The sequence below is a fragment of the Lysinibacillus sp. FSL M8-0337 genome (assembly GCF_038593855.1).
GTDB lineage: Bacteria > Bacillota > Bacilli > Bacillales_A > Planococcaceae > Lysinibacillus > Lysinibacillus sphaericus_D.
Genome location: NZ_CP151996.1, coordinates 1213348 through 1231531 on the forward strand (window position 1 = coordinate 1213348; position 18184 = coordinate 1231531).

Sequence of the window (18184 nt, forward strand, 5' to 3'; positions counted from 1 at the left end):
TTTGCTATCAACTAGTGTAAATATTTATTTTTTAATGTCAAGTGTGGTTTTCCGCATTATTTTAATCGGAAACCCGCCCTATAAAGTACGGTAAATGTATTGGTAGAATTTAAATAACGAGAGACAAGTGAGGTTACTTGGGTAGTTTAGTATATCGACATTAATAAATTTTACTACAAAACTATAATAAAAAAAGTTCAATGCTAATGGAGGTTAACATGAAAATTGGTGTAATTGGAGCCGGTGTAATGGGGAAAGGTGTAGCCCAAAGGTTTGCACAATATGGTCATAATGTTGTTTTATATGATATTTCTTCAAATGTTCTTGAAACTGCACGAGAAGAGATAAAAAAGAATTTAAAAATAGCAAGTATGTTTAATAAAACGATAGATGCTGAAAAAATTGTTGCCAATATCGACATTACATCAGGTTATGAAGGTTTTGCAGATATGGATTTTATTATTGAAAATGTAGATGAAAATATTAAAACGAAAGAAATCGTTTATAGAAATTTGGAGAAGGTTTGTAAACAAAAATGTATTTACTTGGTGAATACTTCATGCATTCCGATTACGCTTATTGGTTCATATACCGATAGAGCTGAAAAAGTGATTGGTGTACATTTTATGAATCCAGTTCCTATGAAAAATTTTGCTGAAGTTATACAGGGGTGGAAAACATCTGAAGAGACCATTCAACATGTTCGTGAGTTATTAAATAATGTAGGAATGGAAATTGAAGTAATTAAGGACAGTGCAGGATTTGTATCTAATCGATTATCTCATTTATTTATGAATGAGGCTGCAGCCCTAGTGTATGAGGGTGTTGCTACTGCAGAGCAAATTGACAATATTTTTAAAAATGCTTTTGGTCATAAAATGGGTCCACTTGAAACAGCTGATTTAATCGGTGTTGATACGGTGTTAGATTCATTAAAAGTATTATATACCCATTATGAAGATCCAAAATTTAGAGCCTGTCCCCTTTTAAAACAAATGGTATATGCAGGTTCAACTGGAAGAAAAAGCGGAAAAGGTTTTTATACTTACTAAAAGAAAGGTGATAATAATGAATACAAAAGAGAAAATTAAAGGGTTTTTATCAAAGTTTATAAAAATTACGGAGATCAATGACACAGACAATATTTTTGAAAAAGGATTAGTTAATTCTTTATTTGCAATGAATCTAGTTAATTTTATTGAAACTGAATTTGATATTTCCATCGATAATATGGAATTAGATTTGGACAATTTTAAAGATATTAATTCAATTGTTGCCTTAGTTGAAAAGAAGTTAGCAATGGAGGAAACAGTATGACTGGGGAGAAAATAAAATGTGTTGTCTGGGATTTAGATCATACATTATGGGATGGAATTTTAATAGAGGATGACAATTTAACATTAAAAGAAAATGTAGTTGAAGTAATAAAGGAACTAGATAGAAGAGGAATTTTGCAATCCATCAGCAGTAAAAACAACTATGATATGGCTAAAGAAAAACTTGAAGAATTTGGATTGTGGGATTATTTTATTTATCCTCAAATTAACTGGAACAGTAAGTCCGAAGCAGTTGCTCAAATTGCAAAAGACATCAATATTGGTATAGATACTTTGAGTTTTGTAGATGACCAAGAATTTGAACGAGAAGAAGTGTTATTTAGTTATCCAGAAATTTTATGTATCGACGCAAATGATGTTGATAAAATCCTAGATATGGAAAGAATGATGCCAAAGTTTATAACAAATGATTCGAAAAATAGAAGGAAAATGTACCACAGTGACATTCAAAGAAATAGAGAAGAGCTTGCGTATAGTGGTACGAAAGAAGAATTTTTATCCACGCTTAATATGACTTTCAAAATTGACAAAGCTAAAGAAGACGATCTTCAGAGAGCTGAAGAGCTTACTGTCAGAACACACCAGTTAAATTCCACAGGTTACATTTATTCTTATGATGAATTAAAGAACTTTCTTGAAGCAGATGATTATGAAGTGTATGTTGCACAGCTTGATGATAAATATGGTACTTACGGAAAAATCGGCTTGGCGCTTGTAGAAAAGAAGGCTGATGTTTGGGATTTGAAGCTACTTCTTATGTCATGCAGAGTAATGTCCAAAGGCATTGGTAATATTTTCATGAATTTTCTTATTAATGAATCGATAAAAAATAATAAAACTTTACGAGCACAATTTATTCCAACAGATAAAAATAGAATTATGTACATTACATACAAATTTAACGGCTTTAAAGAGTTAGGTAAAGACGGTGATGTCGTAATATTTGAAGCAGATATGTCATACGAGCGAATTATACCAGACTATGTAACGTTTGTTTATGAAGGGGAGAACGTTGATGGATTTTTCAGTAAAGAAAGAGCAGAAACAATACAGTCAGGAAATCATTGATTTCGCGAGAGAAAATCTTAATGAACGTGAATTTTACGAAGAATTCTCCATGGATATGTGGAAAAAGGTTAGTGAATTTGGATTGCTAGGGATAACTGTAGACGAAAAATATGGGGGTCTTGGGGAAAGCTATGAGACTGCGGCTATGGTCTTTGAAAGTCTTGGATATGCATGTAAAAATAACGGGTTTATTTTTGTGATTAATAATCATATATGGGTATGTCAAAATTTAATCAATTTATATGGTTCGGATGAATTGAAAGAAAAGTATTTACCAGAAATGGTTGAAGGGAAAAAAATTGGGGCTATTGCTATTACAGAGCCTGAAGCGGGATCTGATGCATTTGCGATGGTTGCAAATGTAAAGGAACAAGATGATTGTTTTGTACTTAATGGTACAAAAATGTTTATTTCCAATGGACCTATCGCTGATATTTTTATTGTTTTCGCTGTTACAGAGGAAGTTCCAGATAAGAAAATCACTGCTTTTGTCGTTGAGCGCAATTTTGAAGGTGTAACGACAGGGAATGATATCGAAAAGATGGGGCTGAATGCATGTCCAACGAGTGAGCTTATTTTAGATAATGTAAAAGTACCGAAGCATAACATTTTAGGGAAATTTAACTATGGGAATAATATTCTTACAGGTGCGTTGGAATGGGAAAGATGTTTTGAATTTGCGCCACATATTGGTGTGATGCAACGAATTATGGAACAATGCATCAAACAGGCGAATGGAAGAAAACAGTTTGGAAAACCAATAGGTTCAAATCAGGCGGTTTCTCATAAAATTGCTGAAATGGAAGTAAATATTGAAATGGCAAAATTAATGTTATATAAAATTGCTTGGTTAAAAGATCAAAAAAAATCTGCTTACCTTGAAACGTCTATTTTTAAACTTTTTGTAAGTGAAAATTACATAAAGACGTGTAGGGATGCAATGCAAATTTTTGGTGCATATGGATATACAAAAGAGTATGAGATGGAACGAGAGCTAAGAGATGCCATGGCAAGCAGTATTTATTCAGGCACAAATGAAATGCAAAAAAATACAATTTATAATATGGCCAATGCAAGATACATGTGATAAGGAGCGCTCATGAAAGTTGTAGTATGTTTAAAACCAATTAAATCTGAAGAGATGTTTCCAAATGAATTACGAACAGAGGATTTTATTATAAATCCATATGACTTATATGCATTACAACAATTTATAGAATTAAAAAAATCAATTGATTGCACAATTATCTGCCTTTGTATGGGTTCTCACAGTACAAAAGGGTTGCTTCAAAAAGCCATTGCTTTAGGAGCAGATAAAGCCATTCTATTAAATGATGCGCTATTCGATGGTTCGGATACAGTCGCTACTTCATATATTTTGGTACAGGCGATCAAAAAAATTGAAGATGTTGATTTCGTAACATGTGGAAGACGAAGTAGTGATGGAGAAATTGGACAAGCAGTATATGGCATTGGAGAACGTCTTAACTATTATTGTTTAACTGATATAGCTGAAATTTTAGGGAATGAGGCTTCAGCAATTCAGCTAAAACTAGTAAAAGACAATGAAACAATTATTGGGAGATTGAAACCACCCGCAGTTATTTCTTTTTACGATTATGTAGTTACGCAGCCTTTAATCAATTTACTAGCATTAAAAAAAGCAAGAAAAAAAGAGATTCTTGTATGGAGTGCCACTGATTTAGCTGTTGATGTAGATAAGTGTGGTTTTGCTAGTGTAAAAGTGAAAGAATGGCATGTTCAAAAAGAAGCAAAACAGAAAAAGCTATATATAGAAGAAACGGCACAAGAAAAAGCGGCTTTAATCTATAACCTAGTAACAGATAAGGCACACAATAGTAAACGATAACCTGCATGAAGGATGAACGTTGAATGGAAAAAGAAATTGTGATCATAGGTGATTTTCAAGAATACGATGATGAAAATATATTACAGGTCATCACAAAAGCTAGTAGTCTCAGTAATCAATGCAACTGTAAGGTAACAGTATTATGTGTTGGACATAAGGATAGTGAGCAGATTGATATGTTCTTTCAATATGGGGCAGACAATGTAGTGATCTGTAGACAAAACAAGCCATTTGATATGCCGTATTTTACAAATATAATCTCAAATATGATAAAGACACGCATCCCAAAAGTCATATTGGTTCCGGAATCTATCAATGGAAAAACAACGGCAGCAATATTATCTGCCAAATTTGAAGTTGGGCTTATAGCAGGGTGTACTGATATTCAATTTGATGAAAATAACGAACTGTCTTTTTTGAGGACTGCCTTCAATAGTGTGACAATTGCCAAAAACAATTGTTCTAATGGCGAATTTATCATCGCAACTGTGAAAAAGGACATCTTTGTAAAACAAATAAAGGCTGGGCAATGTCAAGGAATGATCGAGGAAGTTACATATGATGATGGCAGGGAAAAGTTGTCCAATTCGTGGGATGTTCTGGAGCGAATAGAAAAGTTTGAAAAGAAAGAGATGACGAATTTCGATAAAGTTTTTTGTATTGGAAGAGGAGTTAAAAATCAAGATACTTTTGAAAGACTATGCCAAATTGCGCATAAACTTCATGTTGGAATAGTTGGAACTCGAGCAGTCGTTGAAACGGGATTTATTGAAAAAGAGAGAATGATTGGTCAGTCTGGGAAAATGCTAGCTTCACCTATTTATGTAGGCTTCGGTGTATCAGGTGCTAGCCAACATATGATTGGCGTTAAAAATGCTGAAATAATCGTTGCCATCAATAAAGATAAAAATGCACCCATATTCGAGTATGCGGATTACGCTATCGTAGATGATGTGGAGGTAATACTAGCTGAATTAGAAAAAATGGCTGAAGGATAGGTACAAAAGATGTACTTAGCGTTTGATAAGACATAGAAGAAAGTTTGATAGGGGAGGGAATGGAATGAAAAAAACAGATGATGTAGTAGGAGCACTAGAAAAGCTTAGTAAAACAGATAAAGGAATTACAATTGTACTTTCAAGAGAAGATAAAAAATTTATTTCATATAAAGAACTATGGAATAGAAGTTTTTATGTTTCAGAGCTATTTAAAAAACAAGGTGTTAGCAGAAATACAGAAGTTATTATTCGATGTGAAAATCTAGAGCTCTTTTTATATTCATTTTGGGCGTGTGCAATAGGAGGCTATATCGCTGTTCCGATTGATGCAAGTAAAAATAGTAATGTCGACAGTCTTTTGGCACATGTGTTGGAAAAGTCAGTTCAGCCAATCATCGTCAGTGATAGTGAACAGGATAAGGACAAAGGAAGGGTGCTATACCTTCAGGACTTCTATACTGAGATTTTGAAGTGTCCGAATAATTTGAATGTAGAGTATCAAACTTCACCAGAAGATATCCTATATATTTTATATTCTTCTGGAACAACTGGCACGCCAAAAGGGGTTATGATTAGCAAATCCAATGTGGCTGCTAACGTATATGGTTTTGCTAAACATTATGCGATAGATGAAAATGATAAGTTTTTATCGTGGACACCATTAACACATTGTTATGGTTTAGTCATATTCCACCTTGTACCTTTAATGGCGGGCGCAAATCAATGTCTACTTTCTACGAAATTGTATATGAATCAGCCGTTAATTTGGGCAGAAACAATTAATGAATATCGTGCAACTAGAATTGGTTCACTGCCGTTTGCATTGAAGCATTTTAATAATGTTTATATGAATTCGGAGAAAAACTTTAATTGGGATTTGTCCTGTGTAGATAGCATGTTTTTAGGTGGAGAGTCGGTTAGTCAAGCATTATACAAAGAATTCTGTAACGAAGTAAATGCTTATGGGTTTTCTATAGATAAGGTTTATCCGCTATATGGATTGACTGAAGCGACTATTATGTTAACCGCAAATAGATTAGGAAAGCATGCTCGAACATTTGAAATTACAAACGATAAGCTTGTGATTGGTGATAAAGTGCATTGTAAGGAATTAGCGGATGGCGAAACAGCAGATAATGTATTCCTTGAAATGGGCACCCCTTTGGAAACGGTACACCTTAGTATTCGTGATGATAACTTCCAAGAGCTCCCAGAAGGGCATTTGGGACAAATTTGTGCAAGTGGTCCTTGTATAACATCAGGTTATTATCAAGATTCAGAAGCGACCGAAAAAGTATTTTTTGAAGAGAAATGGTTATGTACAGGGGATATAGGATTTATTCAAGATAACAATCTTATCATTATCGGCAGAGAAAAAGAACTTGTTGTAGCCAACGGAAAAAAAGTCTCGTGTGCACAAATTGAAGAACTAATAAATAAACATTTGCATAACCCAAAGCATCAACAGTGTGCAGTATGCAATGGAACAAAGCATGAAAATGACAATGAGAAAGTGATTGTTTTTATCAAAACACAAATGGACTTTAAAAATGACAAAGATGTAGAAGAATTTAAGGACTTTACAAACAACATTATTTCAATGGTTTTTGAAAAAATGGGACTAACTATTAGCGAGGTAGTACCCGTTGATGATATTCCTAAAACAAACAGTGGCAAAGCCTTTCGACGTGGATTAACTGAAAAATATAATGCAGGCACATATGAAACATTACTAAATAAATTGAATTATAGTAAGAAAAGTCAAATTGTTAATACCGAAAAAACGAGATACTCTCGAAATTCTATTGCGAAGAAAATGGTGACATATATTGAGAGCCGTTTCGATGTAAAAGTATTAGCACATGACATACCTTTTTCTGAGTATGGCATTGTATCTATTAATATACCGTCGTTTATTGAAAATTTAAATAAAGAATTTAACGTGAATATTCTTGTAGCAGATATTTTTAAGTATTTCACTATATCTGATTTGTCTGAACATATTTATTCACTTGTTAATTTAGAAGAGAAGCAAAGGAGTCTAGGGAACATGAACGAAGAGCATATGCAAGATAAAATAGCAATCGTTGGAATGAGTTGTCGTTTTCCAGGTGGTGCTAATAGTATTGATGAGTACTGGGATTTACTTGTAAATGGAGTAGATGGCGTATGTGATGTTCCTGAAAATAGATGGGAAATTGAAAAGTATTATGATGAAGATAAAACCGTTCCTGGAAAAATGTATTGCAAAAAGGGTGGGTTTTTAAATATCAATATTGATGAATTTGATGCAGGTTTTTTCAATATCTCTCCAAAAGAAGCAGCTGCCCTTGATCCCCAACAAAGAATGCTTTTAGAGCTGACATGGGAAGCTTTTGAAAATGCAAATATGGATATTACTAAATACAATGGATCGAACACAGGCGTATATGTGGGCATGTCTAATAATGAATACAATCTTGCTCAATTATATTCAGGAGAATTATCAAGTATTGGTGCATATGCTCTGACAGGAAGCTGTATGAGTACTGCATGTGGAAGGGTATCTTATACGTTTGGATTTGAAGGACCATGTATTACAGTTGATACCGCATGCTCGTCTACGCTTTCGGCATTGCATTTGGCTTGCACCGCGATCCATGCAGGAGAAGCGGATATGCAAATTGTAGCTGGCATTAACTTAATGGAATCTCCGACTACCAATATTGGGTTTTCAAAACTACAAGCGACATCAGTAGATGGGCATAGTAAAGCATTTGATGAAGCAGCAAATGGTTATGGGCGTGGAGAAGGCGGTGGCGTCCTTATACTGAAAAAGTTATCTGACGCTATTAAAGATCAAGATGAAATTCTAGGTGTTATTAGAGGAACTGGAATTAATCAGGATGGTAAGAGTAACGGTCTAACTGCACCAAATGGGGAAGCACAAGAAAAGTTGATTGAAAAAACTTTGATGCATGCGAGTATGGATCCTCATGATGTGGATTTTGTAGAAATGCATGGAACTGGAACAAAACTTGGAGATCCAATCGAAGTTCATGCAGTTGGTGCAACGTATGGAAAGAACAGAAGTAAAAATAATCTTTTAAAGATAGGTTCTGTAAAATCTAATATTGGTCATTTGGAGGCTGCGGCAGGGGTAGCTTCCATTATTAAAGTTTTATTATCTATGAAGCATAATATGATTCCTGCAAATCTTCACTTCCATACACCTAATCCGTTTATTGACTGGGAAGGTGCAAATGTAGAAGTGATAAGCGAGCATGCATCGTGGAAAAAAGAGGATGGCTTAAGAGCTGCAGCCATTAATGGCTTTGGATTTGGTGGGTCAAATGCCCATGCGATTATTGAAGAATACAAAAATGAGGATTTCGGTAAAAACGAAACAAACATCCAAGATGGCATAGATTATATACTTAAAATTTCAGCAAAAAGCAAGAAATCATTAAATGAACTAATTGAACAGTACTATCAATTAATAGCAAAAAGTTCAGACAATGAATTAGAAGATATTATTTATACAGCCAATTTGGGAAGAGCGGATTTAGAATACCGATTTGCTGTTTGTGGCAGTAATAGAAAAATGATTGCTGAAAGACTAGAGAGTTATTTGAAGAATGGTTATGCAGAAGGCGTCTTTGAAAATATAGATAAGCACCAGTTGATGCAAAAAGATAGAAAAGTTGTCTTTATGTTTACTGGACAAGGCTCACAGTATCTCAATATGGGGAAACTACTTTATGATTCTAATGCTGTCTTTAAACAGGCATTTGACACTTGTGATCGATTGTTTAAACCGTATTTATTAAAATCCATTGCCGATTTAATATATGGGGAAAATGCAGAAGAACAAGTTATTGAAAAAACGGTTTACGCGCAGCCATTAATCTTTGCGGTGGAATATGCTTTATACAAACTGTGGGAGAGCTATGGTGTTAAACCAGAAGTAGTGATGGGACATAGTATTGGTGAATATCCAGCAGCAGTTGTAGCAGGGATGATGACGCTGGAAGATGCTATTAAACTAGTTTCAATAAGAGGAAGACTGATGGATGCTGCACCAGGAAAAGGCAAGATGGCAACTGTTTTTGCCGATAAAGTGAAAGTACAAAAACTTCTTACTGAATTCCAAGAAACGGTATGTATTGCAGCACACAATGCAGAAGAAACTTGTGTAATTTCTGGGATGGCAGAAGATGTAGAAAAAGTGGTTGAGAAAGCAAAGATGGAAGGCATGCGTGTACAAGAATTAAAGGTATCTCATGCTTTTCACTCCATGCTAATGGAACCTATATTAGAAGACTTCCATTTAATAGCAAAAGAGTTGGAATATAAAGAAGCTAAGGTAAAATTTGTTTCATCACTCTACGCCAAAGAATTAGAAGAAGGTCAAATTCTTGATGGTGATTATTGGACTAGTCATATTAGAGAAAAAGTCGACTTCTTTGGAGCGGTGACAAGCATTGATAAAAAAGAAAATTATGTATTGCTAGAAGTAGGAAGTAATAGAGTGTTGGCAGCACTTTGTAAATTAATTTTTGAAGATGAAAGAGTCATTGCATCTACTTTAAACATGAAGAAGGACGATAAAGTACAACTGGCAAATGAAATTGCATTGCTTTATGTAACGGGTGTAGATGTGGATTGGAGCAATATTACGTTCGCTGGTAAAACGAATTGGAATAAAATAAAACTTCCTAACTATCCTTATGAAAAGAACAAATACTGGATGGATTTAAAATACGATAGAGCATCAGAGAGTATCAATGCTGAAGATTATCACAATATTCTAGGCCAAAGAATTGATCTTCCATCAATGCGTGACGCTGTAGTATTCCAAAGAAAATTTACTGCATTGGAACCTTACTTTATGAGAGAACATGTAATTTTCAAAACAGCCATTTCACCGGCAGCAGCCCATATGGCCATGATACTTTCGGCTGTGAAAGAAATTGGAAACGCTAAAAGTTGTGTGCTAAGTAAAGTAGATTTCAGGGTACCATTAGCTGCAACAGATGATGAAGAAAAACAGGTGCAAATTTGTTTAGAAAAAGAAGACGATGATTACAAATTTAATATTGTCAGTAGAGATTTTAACTCTAAATATGATAAATGGCTGATGCATGCTAAAGGGAATGTATGCATGCAAGATGAATATGAGTTTTCAGAACTCACAGCAAATATGGATGATTATAAACGCCTTTCTTATGAAGAAAATATTGAAAATAGTATCTACTATTTTATGAGTAAATCTGGCTTTGAACTAGGAGAAGGTTTCCAACGGATTAAGCGTATTAGTTACGGAGAAGATGAATGTGTCTGTGTGGTAGAGCCTTTAAAAACCATTCCATACTTTAAAGATTATGTACTTTACCCAGGAACAATTGACTCCATATTCCAAACAGGTATTGCCTTAGTTTTGGAAAAATTAAAAGAACGCACAAATGTCAATGAAGATGGCAATAAAACAGTTATTCCATACTATTTAGAAAAATTGACGTTTAACTATCGAGAATCCGATCAGTTATGGTGCTATTCAAAATCAACGGTAAAAAATGATATTACGTATGCGGACGTTATTGTATATAACGAAAAAGGCGAAGTATTAATGAAAATTGATAACCTCATGGCTAAAATTACAGAAAGCGAAAGTTTATTACAAGAAATGAGTAGTGCAAACAAATTGTATTACCATACAGACTGGGTGCAAACAGATGCAATTAGAAGATTAGAGGAATTGCCAGCCAATAAACAGTACCTTCTGATTACAGATGAGACAATTGCGGCAGCAAGTTTAAAAGAAAATATGGAGAAACTTCATTTAAACACAATATGTGTACGACATGGGGATGAATTCCTAAAGGAAAATACGCATGATTATACGATCAATCAAGACAACAAAGAAGATTGGTCTAAGCTTCTTGCGGATGTATGCAAAGACAGCGGGAAGAAAAACTTAAATATTATTTATTGTACTACTAAGGATAGTGTTCCGAATCTAGCGAATAATAAGGTGAATTATAGAGCGATTAAAGCATTACACTATTTGGTTCAAGTAATGAATGAAGAGGGTTACACACAAGGTAGCAAAATTAAAATCGTGACCAAAGATGTGCAAAAGCTTCGTAATGAGAAAAAACTAAATTTATCAGGATCGATGGTCTGGGGATTAGCAAAAGTAATTAGCATAGAATATCCTGAAATTTTTGGCGGCATCATTGATACGGATGAAGTAACTTTCTATGAAAATACTGATTTTATCCATGAAGTATTAGGGGATAGTGTACAGGAAGTTTGCTTAAGAGAAAACGAACGTTATGTAGGAAGATTAATTGCTCATGCGGATTATATGAAAAAAGGGTTAGAAAAGAATAAGAAAATTGTATTAAAAGAAGAGGCTTCTTATTTAATTACAGGTGGAACAGGAGCATTGGGTCTTGCTTATGCAGAAGAACTTGTAAATGCAGGTGCTAAAAACCTTATTTTAATAAGCAGACGCGAACCAAGTGAACATGCCAAAGCAGCAATTCAAAAATTGATAGACAAAGCAGTTCAAGTAAAGATTGTCCATGCGGATGTATGTGACGATGAAAGTTTGATAAAAGCGCTGGATGACATTAAAGTTACGATGCCTCCTATTAGAGGTGTCGTTCATGCAGCAGGTGTGTTAAACGATAAGATGTTGATTGACCTCAACTGGGATGATTTTGAAAAGGTTATGAATCCGAAGGTTGTTGGAACGCTTAATGTTTTCCATGCAATGGACAAGGAAACATTGGATTTCTTCATGATGCTTTCCTCTATCACGAGTGTTATTGGAAATATGGGACAAGGCAACTATGCTGCTGCAAATCATTTTATGAATTCATTTGCAACATATATGAACATGAACAAGCTTCCTGGTTATACTTTCTGCTGGGGACCATGGAATGAAAGTGGGATGGCAGCAGATAATGATGCGATATCAAGTACGATGGCAAGAATGGGTATGAAAACTTTTTCAAAAGGCCAAGGACAAAGCATTATTAATGACTTTATGGATCAACCATATGAGAATCTGCTAATTGCCGATATAGAATGGAATACTCTAGTAAAATCTTTGGAAACTGCAGCAGGCAAGACAGCATTCCTATCTAAATTAGTGTCTGAAAAGGACGTAAATGTAGATGTAGTTCATGATGAAATGGACAATTTCTTGGAAACGCTTATGAGTTTATCAGGTGAAGGTCAAAATGAGCTCCTAATTGAAAAACTGCAAAGTATTTGTGGAAAAATTATGGGCTTTGATCATAATCAAGTACTTTCCATAGATAAGGCATTCCAAGAACAAGGTGCAGATTCTTTAATGATATTCTCTATGCGAACAGCGATTAATAAATTGCTAGGTATTGATGTCAATGTCTCTGTATTTTTCAATTATCCTACCATCGTAAAACTTTCTGATTATTTATTAAGTGAAGTTCTAATTCTTGACAATGAAAATACGGGTGAGTTAGAAGAGCAGTCCGAAAACATAGAGGACTTATTATCTGAAATTGATAAGTTAACGATATAGTCAGAGGTGTTATGTATGAACAATGACATTGAAAATAAATATAAAGAGGCCTTATTAAAGGCTGCTAAAAAAATCAAAGAGCTAGATTTAGAATTGAAAAAATCAAAAGAGGAAAATGAAATTGCAATAATTGGTTATAATTGTAGATTTCCAGGCGGTGCAAATAACAGCAGTTTATTCTGGGACAAATTATCACAAGGATATGATGCTGTTACAAATATCAAACCTGAAAGATTTCCAGTTGAAGCATTTTTCAGCGAAGATAGGAAAGATAAGGGAAAAATGTATACCCGTTATGGTTCCTTTATAGATCAAGATATTAAGACATTTGATAATGTGCATTTTGAAATCTCTGCATTAGAGGCAGTATCTGTCGATCCCCAGCAAAAACTTCTATTGGAAGTGAGCTGGGAAGCAATGGAGAATGCTGGTCTTGATATCGAAGAGATGAAGGGCAGTAAAACAGGCGTATTTATAGGAATCGACGCAGTTGACTATGTAAACAGAGAAATGATGTCAGGGGATATAAAAGATATTGGTTTATATTCACTTGTTGGAGCATCCTCTCATTCCGCTGCAGGTAGAATATCTTATTTTTATGATTTTAAAGGACCAGCAGTAAGTTTAAGTACTGCATGTTCATCGTCATTAACGGCGATGAACATGGCAGTAGACAGCCTAAAAAGTGGGCAATGTGATGTAGCCATTGTTGGAGGTATAAATCTGCTACTAAATCCAGAACCATATGTGGGATTATCTCAAAACAGTGGTTTATCACCAGATGGACGTTGTAAAACTTTTGATGCATCCGCAGATGGATTTGGCCGAGGCGAAGGCTGTGGAATTATCATATTAAAAAGATTAAGCGATGCTAAAAGAGATAACAACAGTATAGAGGCATTAGTAAAAGGGATATATGTCGGACAAGATGGTAAATCCAATGGTTTCTTTGCACCTAATGGGCTGGCAGAGCAAAGAGTGATTGCAGAAACGTTGAAAAGGACAGGGCTAGATGTAGACGATATTGATTATATTGAAGCCCATGGGACAGGAACTTCTCTTGGTGACTTTATTGAAGCACAGGCAATTTGTGAGGTATTTAAAAACAGAAAAGCACCCATAAAGGTTGGTTCTGTAAAGTCAAATATTGGTCATCTAGAGGCGGCATCTGGGATGGCAAGTATGATAAAGGTATTACTTTCCTTAAAACATAAACAGCTTTTGCCAAGTATCCATTTTAAAAATCCAAACCCCAATATTGATTGGGATAAAATTCAAGTAGTTGATAAGCTCACAGAATGGGAAAGTAAAGGGAAAAAAAGACGAGCAGGTATTAGTGCGTATGGCATTAGTGGAACATTAGCTCATTTAATACTAGAAGAAGCAGAGCACGACGAAAATACGCCACAAACTGAAAAAATCAATCTACCTGAAAGTATGGTAACGATATCAACAAAGAACAAAAATGTATTAATAAAAGCAGTTTCTCAAATGAGGGATTATCTTAGCATTTCAACTGAACAACTTAGTGATATCGCCTATTCAACAAATATTACAAGAGATAAACATGAATACAGATTCGCAATAGTTGGTAACAGTAAAGAGCAAATTATTGAAGAAATAGATCATGTGCTCAAAAATGAAGATTCACTGGCATACTACATTGGACAAGCAGAAAGTAAAAAGAAAAAAATTGCATTTTTATTTACAGGACAAGGCTCCATCTACAAAGATGCAGCAAGAGAATTTTATGAAAATTCGCAAGCGTATAGAGAAAGCTTTGATCTTTGTGATGATCGATTTAAGGAGCTCCTAGGCATTTCTATCAAAGACACTTTGTTTGGAGCAAACGAAGAACTATTAACGAATGCGCTTTATTCGCAACCAATTATATTTTCGTTGGAATACGCTTTAACGAAAATCTGGGATTCATTAAATATAAAAGCAGATTACGTGATTGGGCATAGTGTTGGCGAGTATGCCGCAGCATGTTATGTCGGCATGCTAAGTTTTGAAGATGCTACGAACATGATTGCAATGCGAAGTAGACTTATGGTTAGTGTGACACCGAATGGCAAAATGGTGGGCGTGTTAGTAGATGAATTGACGATGAAGGAAGCAATATTGGAAAGCGGATGTAAAAATGTATCAATAGCTGCTGTTAATGCACCTAAAAATATTACAGTATCTGGTCTAAGTGAAGAAGTTGATATGGTAATTAGTCAATTACATAAAAAGGTCAGAGCTTTTGTTAACGATTTAAATATTCCATATCCTTATCATTCAACTGCAATGGAAGAATATAAGGAAATATATGGGGAAAGTTTAGCGCATGTTGTTTGCAATAAAACGCCAAAATCAATAATTTCAAGTGTAACAGGAAAGCTAGAGGACGTTGGTACATTTGAAAATAAAGGGTATTGGACAGAACATCTTGAAAAAACAGTTCATTTTATGAAAGCTATGCAGGAAGTAGATAAATTAGGCGTTTCCACATTTATTGAAATCGGTGGTAATGCAACTTTATGTGGCTTAGCTGGCCAATGTTTGCAAAATGAAGATGCCATTTTTGTTCCATCACTTAGAAAAGGAATAGGCGATTATAAGCAGCTGTTGGAATCTTTGAAATCTTTATATCTTAATGGGATGAAGATTGATTGGAATAGCTTCTATAAAAATTACAATAAAAAGAAAATTATTTTGCCTAACTATCCTTTTGAGAGAAAGCCCTTGTGGAAAGACAAAGTAACTTCGGTAGCAGATACAAGCAATGCAAATTTGGAACAATTATTAGAAAAACAAAATGAGCAACTAATGTTACAGAAACAGCTTCTTGAAAATATTTTTAAATAAACAGCAAGGAAGGAGTAAAAAAATGAAGAATCTAGTTCTAGATGAAACAAAAACTATGAGCGTAATAGAAGAATTAAAAGAAATTGTTCATATTATATCTGCCATGGAAAAAGAAGAAATAGATGAAAAGAAGAGATTAATTTCCTATGGTCTTGATTCAATCCTTCTCCTAACACTTGCAAAGCAAATTCATGCAAAGTACAAGGTAGAAATTCCGTTAGATGTATTTTTTACAACTTTAAATACGTTACAACTAATTGCAGATTACATTGCAGAAAATGGCATTGTGGAGACTGTACAAGAAGAGGAAACGTATGAAGAAGTAATGGATGTTATTGATGCGCTACCTGAAGAACTTCACAATCCTACAAATGAAGTCGCTTATCAGAATGTAGGAAAATTAGATATGAATATGATGGTGCAAGTGTTTAACAACCAATATGATGTTATGACGAAACAAAATGAGATTTTAAAAGTAATAGCTAGTACAACGAAAGTCCAAAATAAAGGCCAGAAAACAAAGGGTGCGCCAAAGGAAGCCAGTTCGGCAATAGCCCCGACAAAATCCGATGATTATTACAAGCCTTATAAAAAGCTAGACTTTAACAAAGAAGATGAAGTAGATGAACTTCAATTAAAATACATTAAAAATATTGAACAACGCATTAATATTTCTACTAAAAACTCTAAGGATAGAACTCAACAATATAGAAATATATATGCGAGTAATCGAAACTCTGCGGGCTTTAGACCTTTATATAAAGAAATGCTCTATCAAATTATTGCGGAAGAAGGCCAAGGTTCAAAGATTATAGATATTGATGGTAATACAATGATTGATCTGACGATGGGATTTGGGGTCTTAATGTTTGGACACAGCCCAGAATTTGTTAGAAAAGCATTAAGAAATGAACTTGAAAAAGGGATGCCTGTTGGTCCGATGGGTAGGCTTACTGGACGAGTAGCCCAAAACATTTCCGAGTTAGCGGGAGTAGACAGAGTATTTTTCTGTAATTCTGGAACAGAGGCAAATATGTTTGCAGTCAGAGTAGCAAGAGCTGTTACAGGTAAAAAGAAAATCGTGTGTTTTACAGGGGCTTTTCATGGAACTTACGATGGTTTTTTAGGAATGCCGAATTATTTAGATGATTCAAATCATACAACTACTTCATTAGTTCCAGGTATTACTGATAGTGCAGTGCAAGACGTTGTGATGTTGGATTTTAACTCGGAATCTTCTTTGAACTATATCGAACAACATTGTGATACGATTGCGGCCGTTATAACGGAACCAATCCAAAGCCGCAGACCAGATATTCAACCGAAGGATTTCTTGTTGAAATTAAGACAAGTAACACAAGACCATAACGTTGCCTTAATTTTTGATGAAATTATTACAGGTTTCCGAATTGCCAGTGGTGGAGCACAAGAGTACTTTGGTGTGGAAGCTGATATTGTAACGTATGGAAAAGTTATTGGTGGCGGAATGCCAATAGGTGTTTTAGCTGGTAAGAAAAAATATTTAGATAGTATAGATGGTGGAATGTGGAACTTCGGAGACGACTCTGTTCCTCCTAATGAAGATAAAAGAACTTTTGTTGCAGGTACTTTCTGTCATCATCCTATGGCGATGGCAGCTACGAATGCAGTGCTGGAATATATTAAGGAAAATAAACACACTATTTATGAAACATTGAATCTAAAAACTACGAATTTTGTCAAAGAATTAAATCAATTCTTTGAACGTGAAAACGTAGATATTCGTATCAATCAGTTTGGTTCATTATTTAGATTTACCGTAAATTTAGAAAAAGAAATATTTTTCTATGGTTTGTTAGAAAAAGGTATCTATATTTGGGAAGGGCGTAATTGTTTCTTATCTACAGAGCATTCCAAAGAAGATATCGAATATGTTATAGAGGCTGTAAAGAAAACTGTATATGAGATGAAAGAAGCAAATTTTTTTAATCAATAAACAAGATTGGACAGAAAATAGATTTATATAAATAGGAGATAAAAATATGTTCTTTTTAGTGTTATGGGGATTAGGAATTGTTACTGCGGTTATTGACTTATATATGAAGGGATTTCCATCTGACCCTCAGTTGATCTGTTCGGTAATTTTACTTCATCAGTTCGTAGTAACATTTGGACTTTTAGGGATTACAGGATTATTAAGTAATATGATTTTTGCAAAACAAAATGCGAAAATGGTCGGTTGGCCAGGTGGGCCGTTCCAGATAAAATACGGATTTTCACAATTAGGTCTAGGTGTTATGGGCGTTATGTGTATTTGGTTTAGAGATGGGTTCTGGTTAGGAACGATCGTAGCTATGTATATATATGGAATTAGTGGTCTTTGGTCACACTGGAATGTTATGAAAATGAATAAAAAGGCAGACGCGGACAGCATTGCAAATATCATAATGGATATTGCATATCAGACCTTTATAACCGTATTATCTATTGTTATTGGTGGAATATGGGTAATTGGCTAAAAACA

At 34.5% G+C, this 18184-nt stretch carries 10 protein-coding genes; all 10 read left to right on the forward strand.

Annotated features, from left to right (window positions below; translation table 11 throughout):
* Nucleotides 1–218: 218 nt before the first annotated feature.
* Complete coding sequence (locus tag MKY08_RS05550; protein ID WP_218107208.1) at nt 219–1052, forward strand: 3-hydroxyacyl-CoA dehydrogenase family protein; 834 nt, start codon at nt 219–221, stop codon at nt 1050–1052.
* 16 nt (nt 1053–1068) lie between these two features.
* Nucleotides 1069–1317, forward strand: a complete 249-nt coding sequence (locus MKY08_RS05555; protein ID WP_025218865.1) for an acyl carrier protein — start codon at nt 1069–1071, stop codon at nt 1315–1317.
* Nucleotides 1314–2405, forward strand: coding sequence for an HAD-IIIC family phosphatase (locus MKY08_RS05560; protein ID WP_069509928.1), 1092 nt, complete (start codon nt 1314–1316; stop codon nt 2403–2405). The genes MKY08_RS05555 and MKY08_RS05560 overlap by 4 nt, the downstream gene beginning before the upstream one ends.
* Nucleotides 2353–3492, forward strand: coding sequence for an acyl-CoA dehydrogenase family protein (locus tag MKY08_RS05565; RefSeq protein ID WP_069509927.1), 1140 nt, complete (start codon nt 2353–2355; stop codon nt 3490–3492). The genes MKY08_RS05560 and MKY08_RS05565 overlap by 53 nt, the downstream gene beginning before the upstream one ends.
* A gap of 12 nt (nt 3493–3504) precedes the next feature.
* Nucleotides 3505–4275, forward strand: coding sequence for a hypothetical protein (locus tag MKY08_RS05570; RefSeq protein ID WP_069509926.1), 771 nt, complete (start codon nt 3505–3507; stop codon nt 4273–4275).
* A gap of 23 nt (nt 4276–4298) precedes the next feature.
* A complete protein-coding gene (locus MKY08_RS05575; protein WP_069509924.1) occupies nt 4299–5273 on the forward strand; it encodes an electron transfer flavoprotein subunit alpha/FixB family protein in 975 nt (324 codons plus the stop codon).
* A 64-nt stretch (nt 5274–5337) separates the two neighbouring features.
* Nucleotides 5338–12828, forward strand: coding sequence for a type I polyketide synthase (locus MKY08_RS05580; protein ID WP_069509922.1), 7491 nt, complete (start codon nt 5338–5340; stop codon nt 12826–12828).
* Nucleotides 12829–12843: 15 nt separating this feature from the next.
* On the forward strand, nt 12844–15681 hold the full coding sequence (locus tag MKY08_RS05585) for a type I polyketide synthase (protein ID WP_069509920.1): 2838 nt from the start codon (nt 12844–12846) through the stop codon (nt 15679–15681).
* Nucleotides 15682–15703: 22 nt separating this feature from the next.
* Nucleotides 15704–17656, forward strand: a complete 1953-nt coding sequence (locus MKY08_RS05590) for an aminotransferase class III-fold pyridoxal phosphate-dependent enzyme (RefSeq protein WP_069509918.1) — start codon at nt 15704–15706, stop codon at nt 17654–17656.
* Nucleotides 17657–17702: 46 nt separating this feature from the next.
* Entirely contained in the window at nt 17703–18179 is a 477-nt protein-coding gene (locus MKY08_RS05595) for a DUF6790 family protein (protein ID WP_024361545.1), read from the forward strand.
* Nucleotides 18180–18184: the final 5 nt, after the last annotated feature.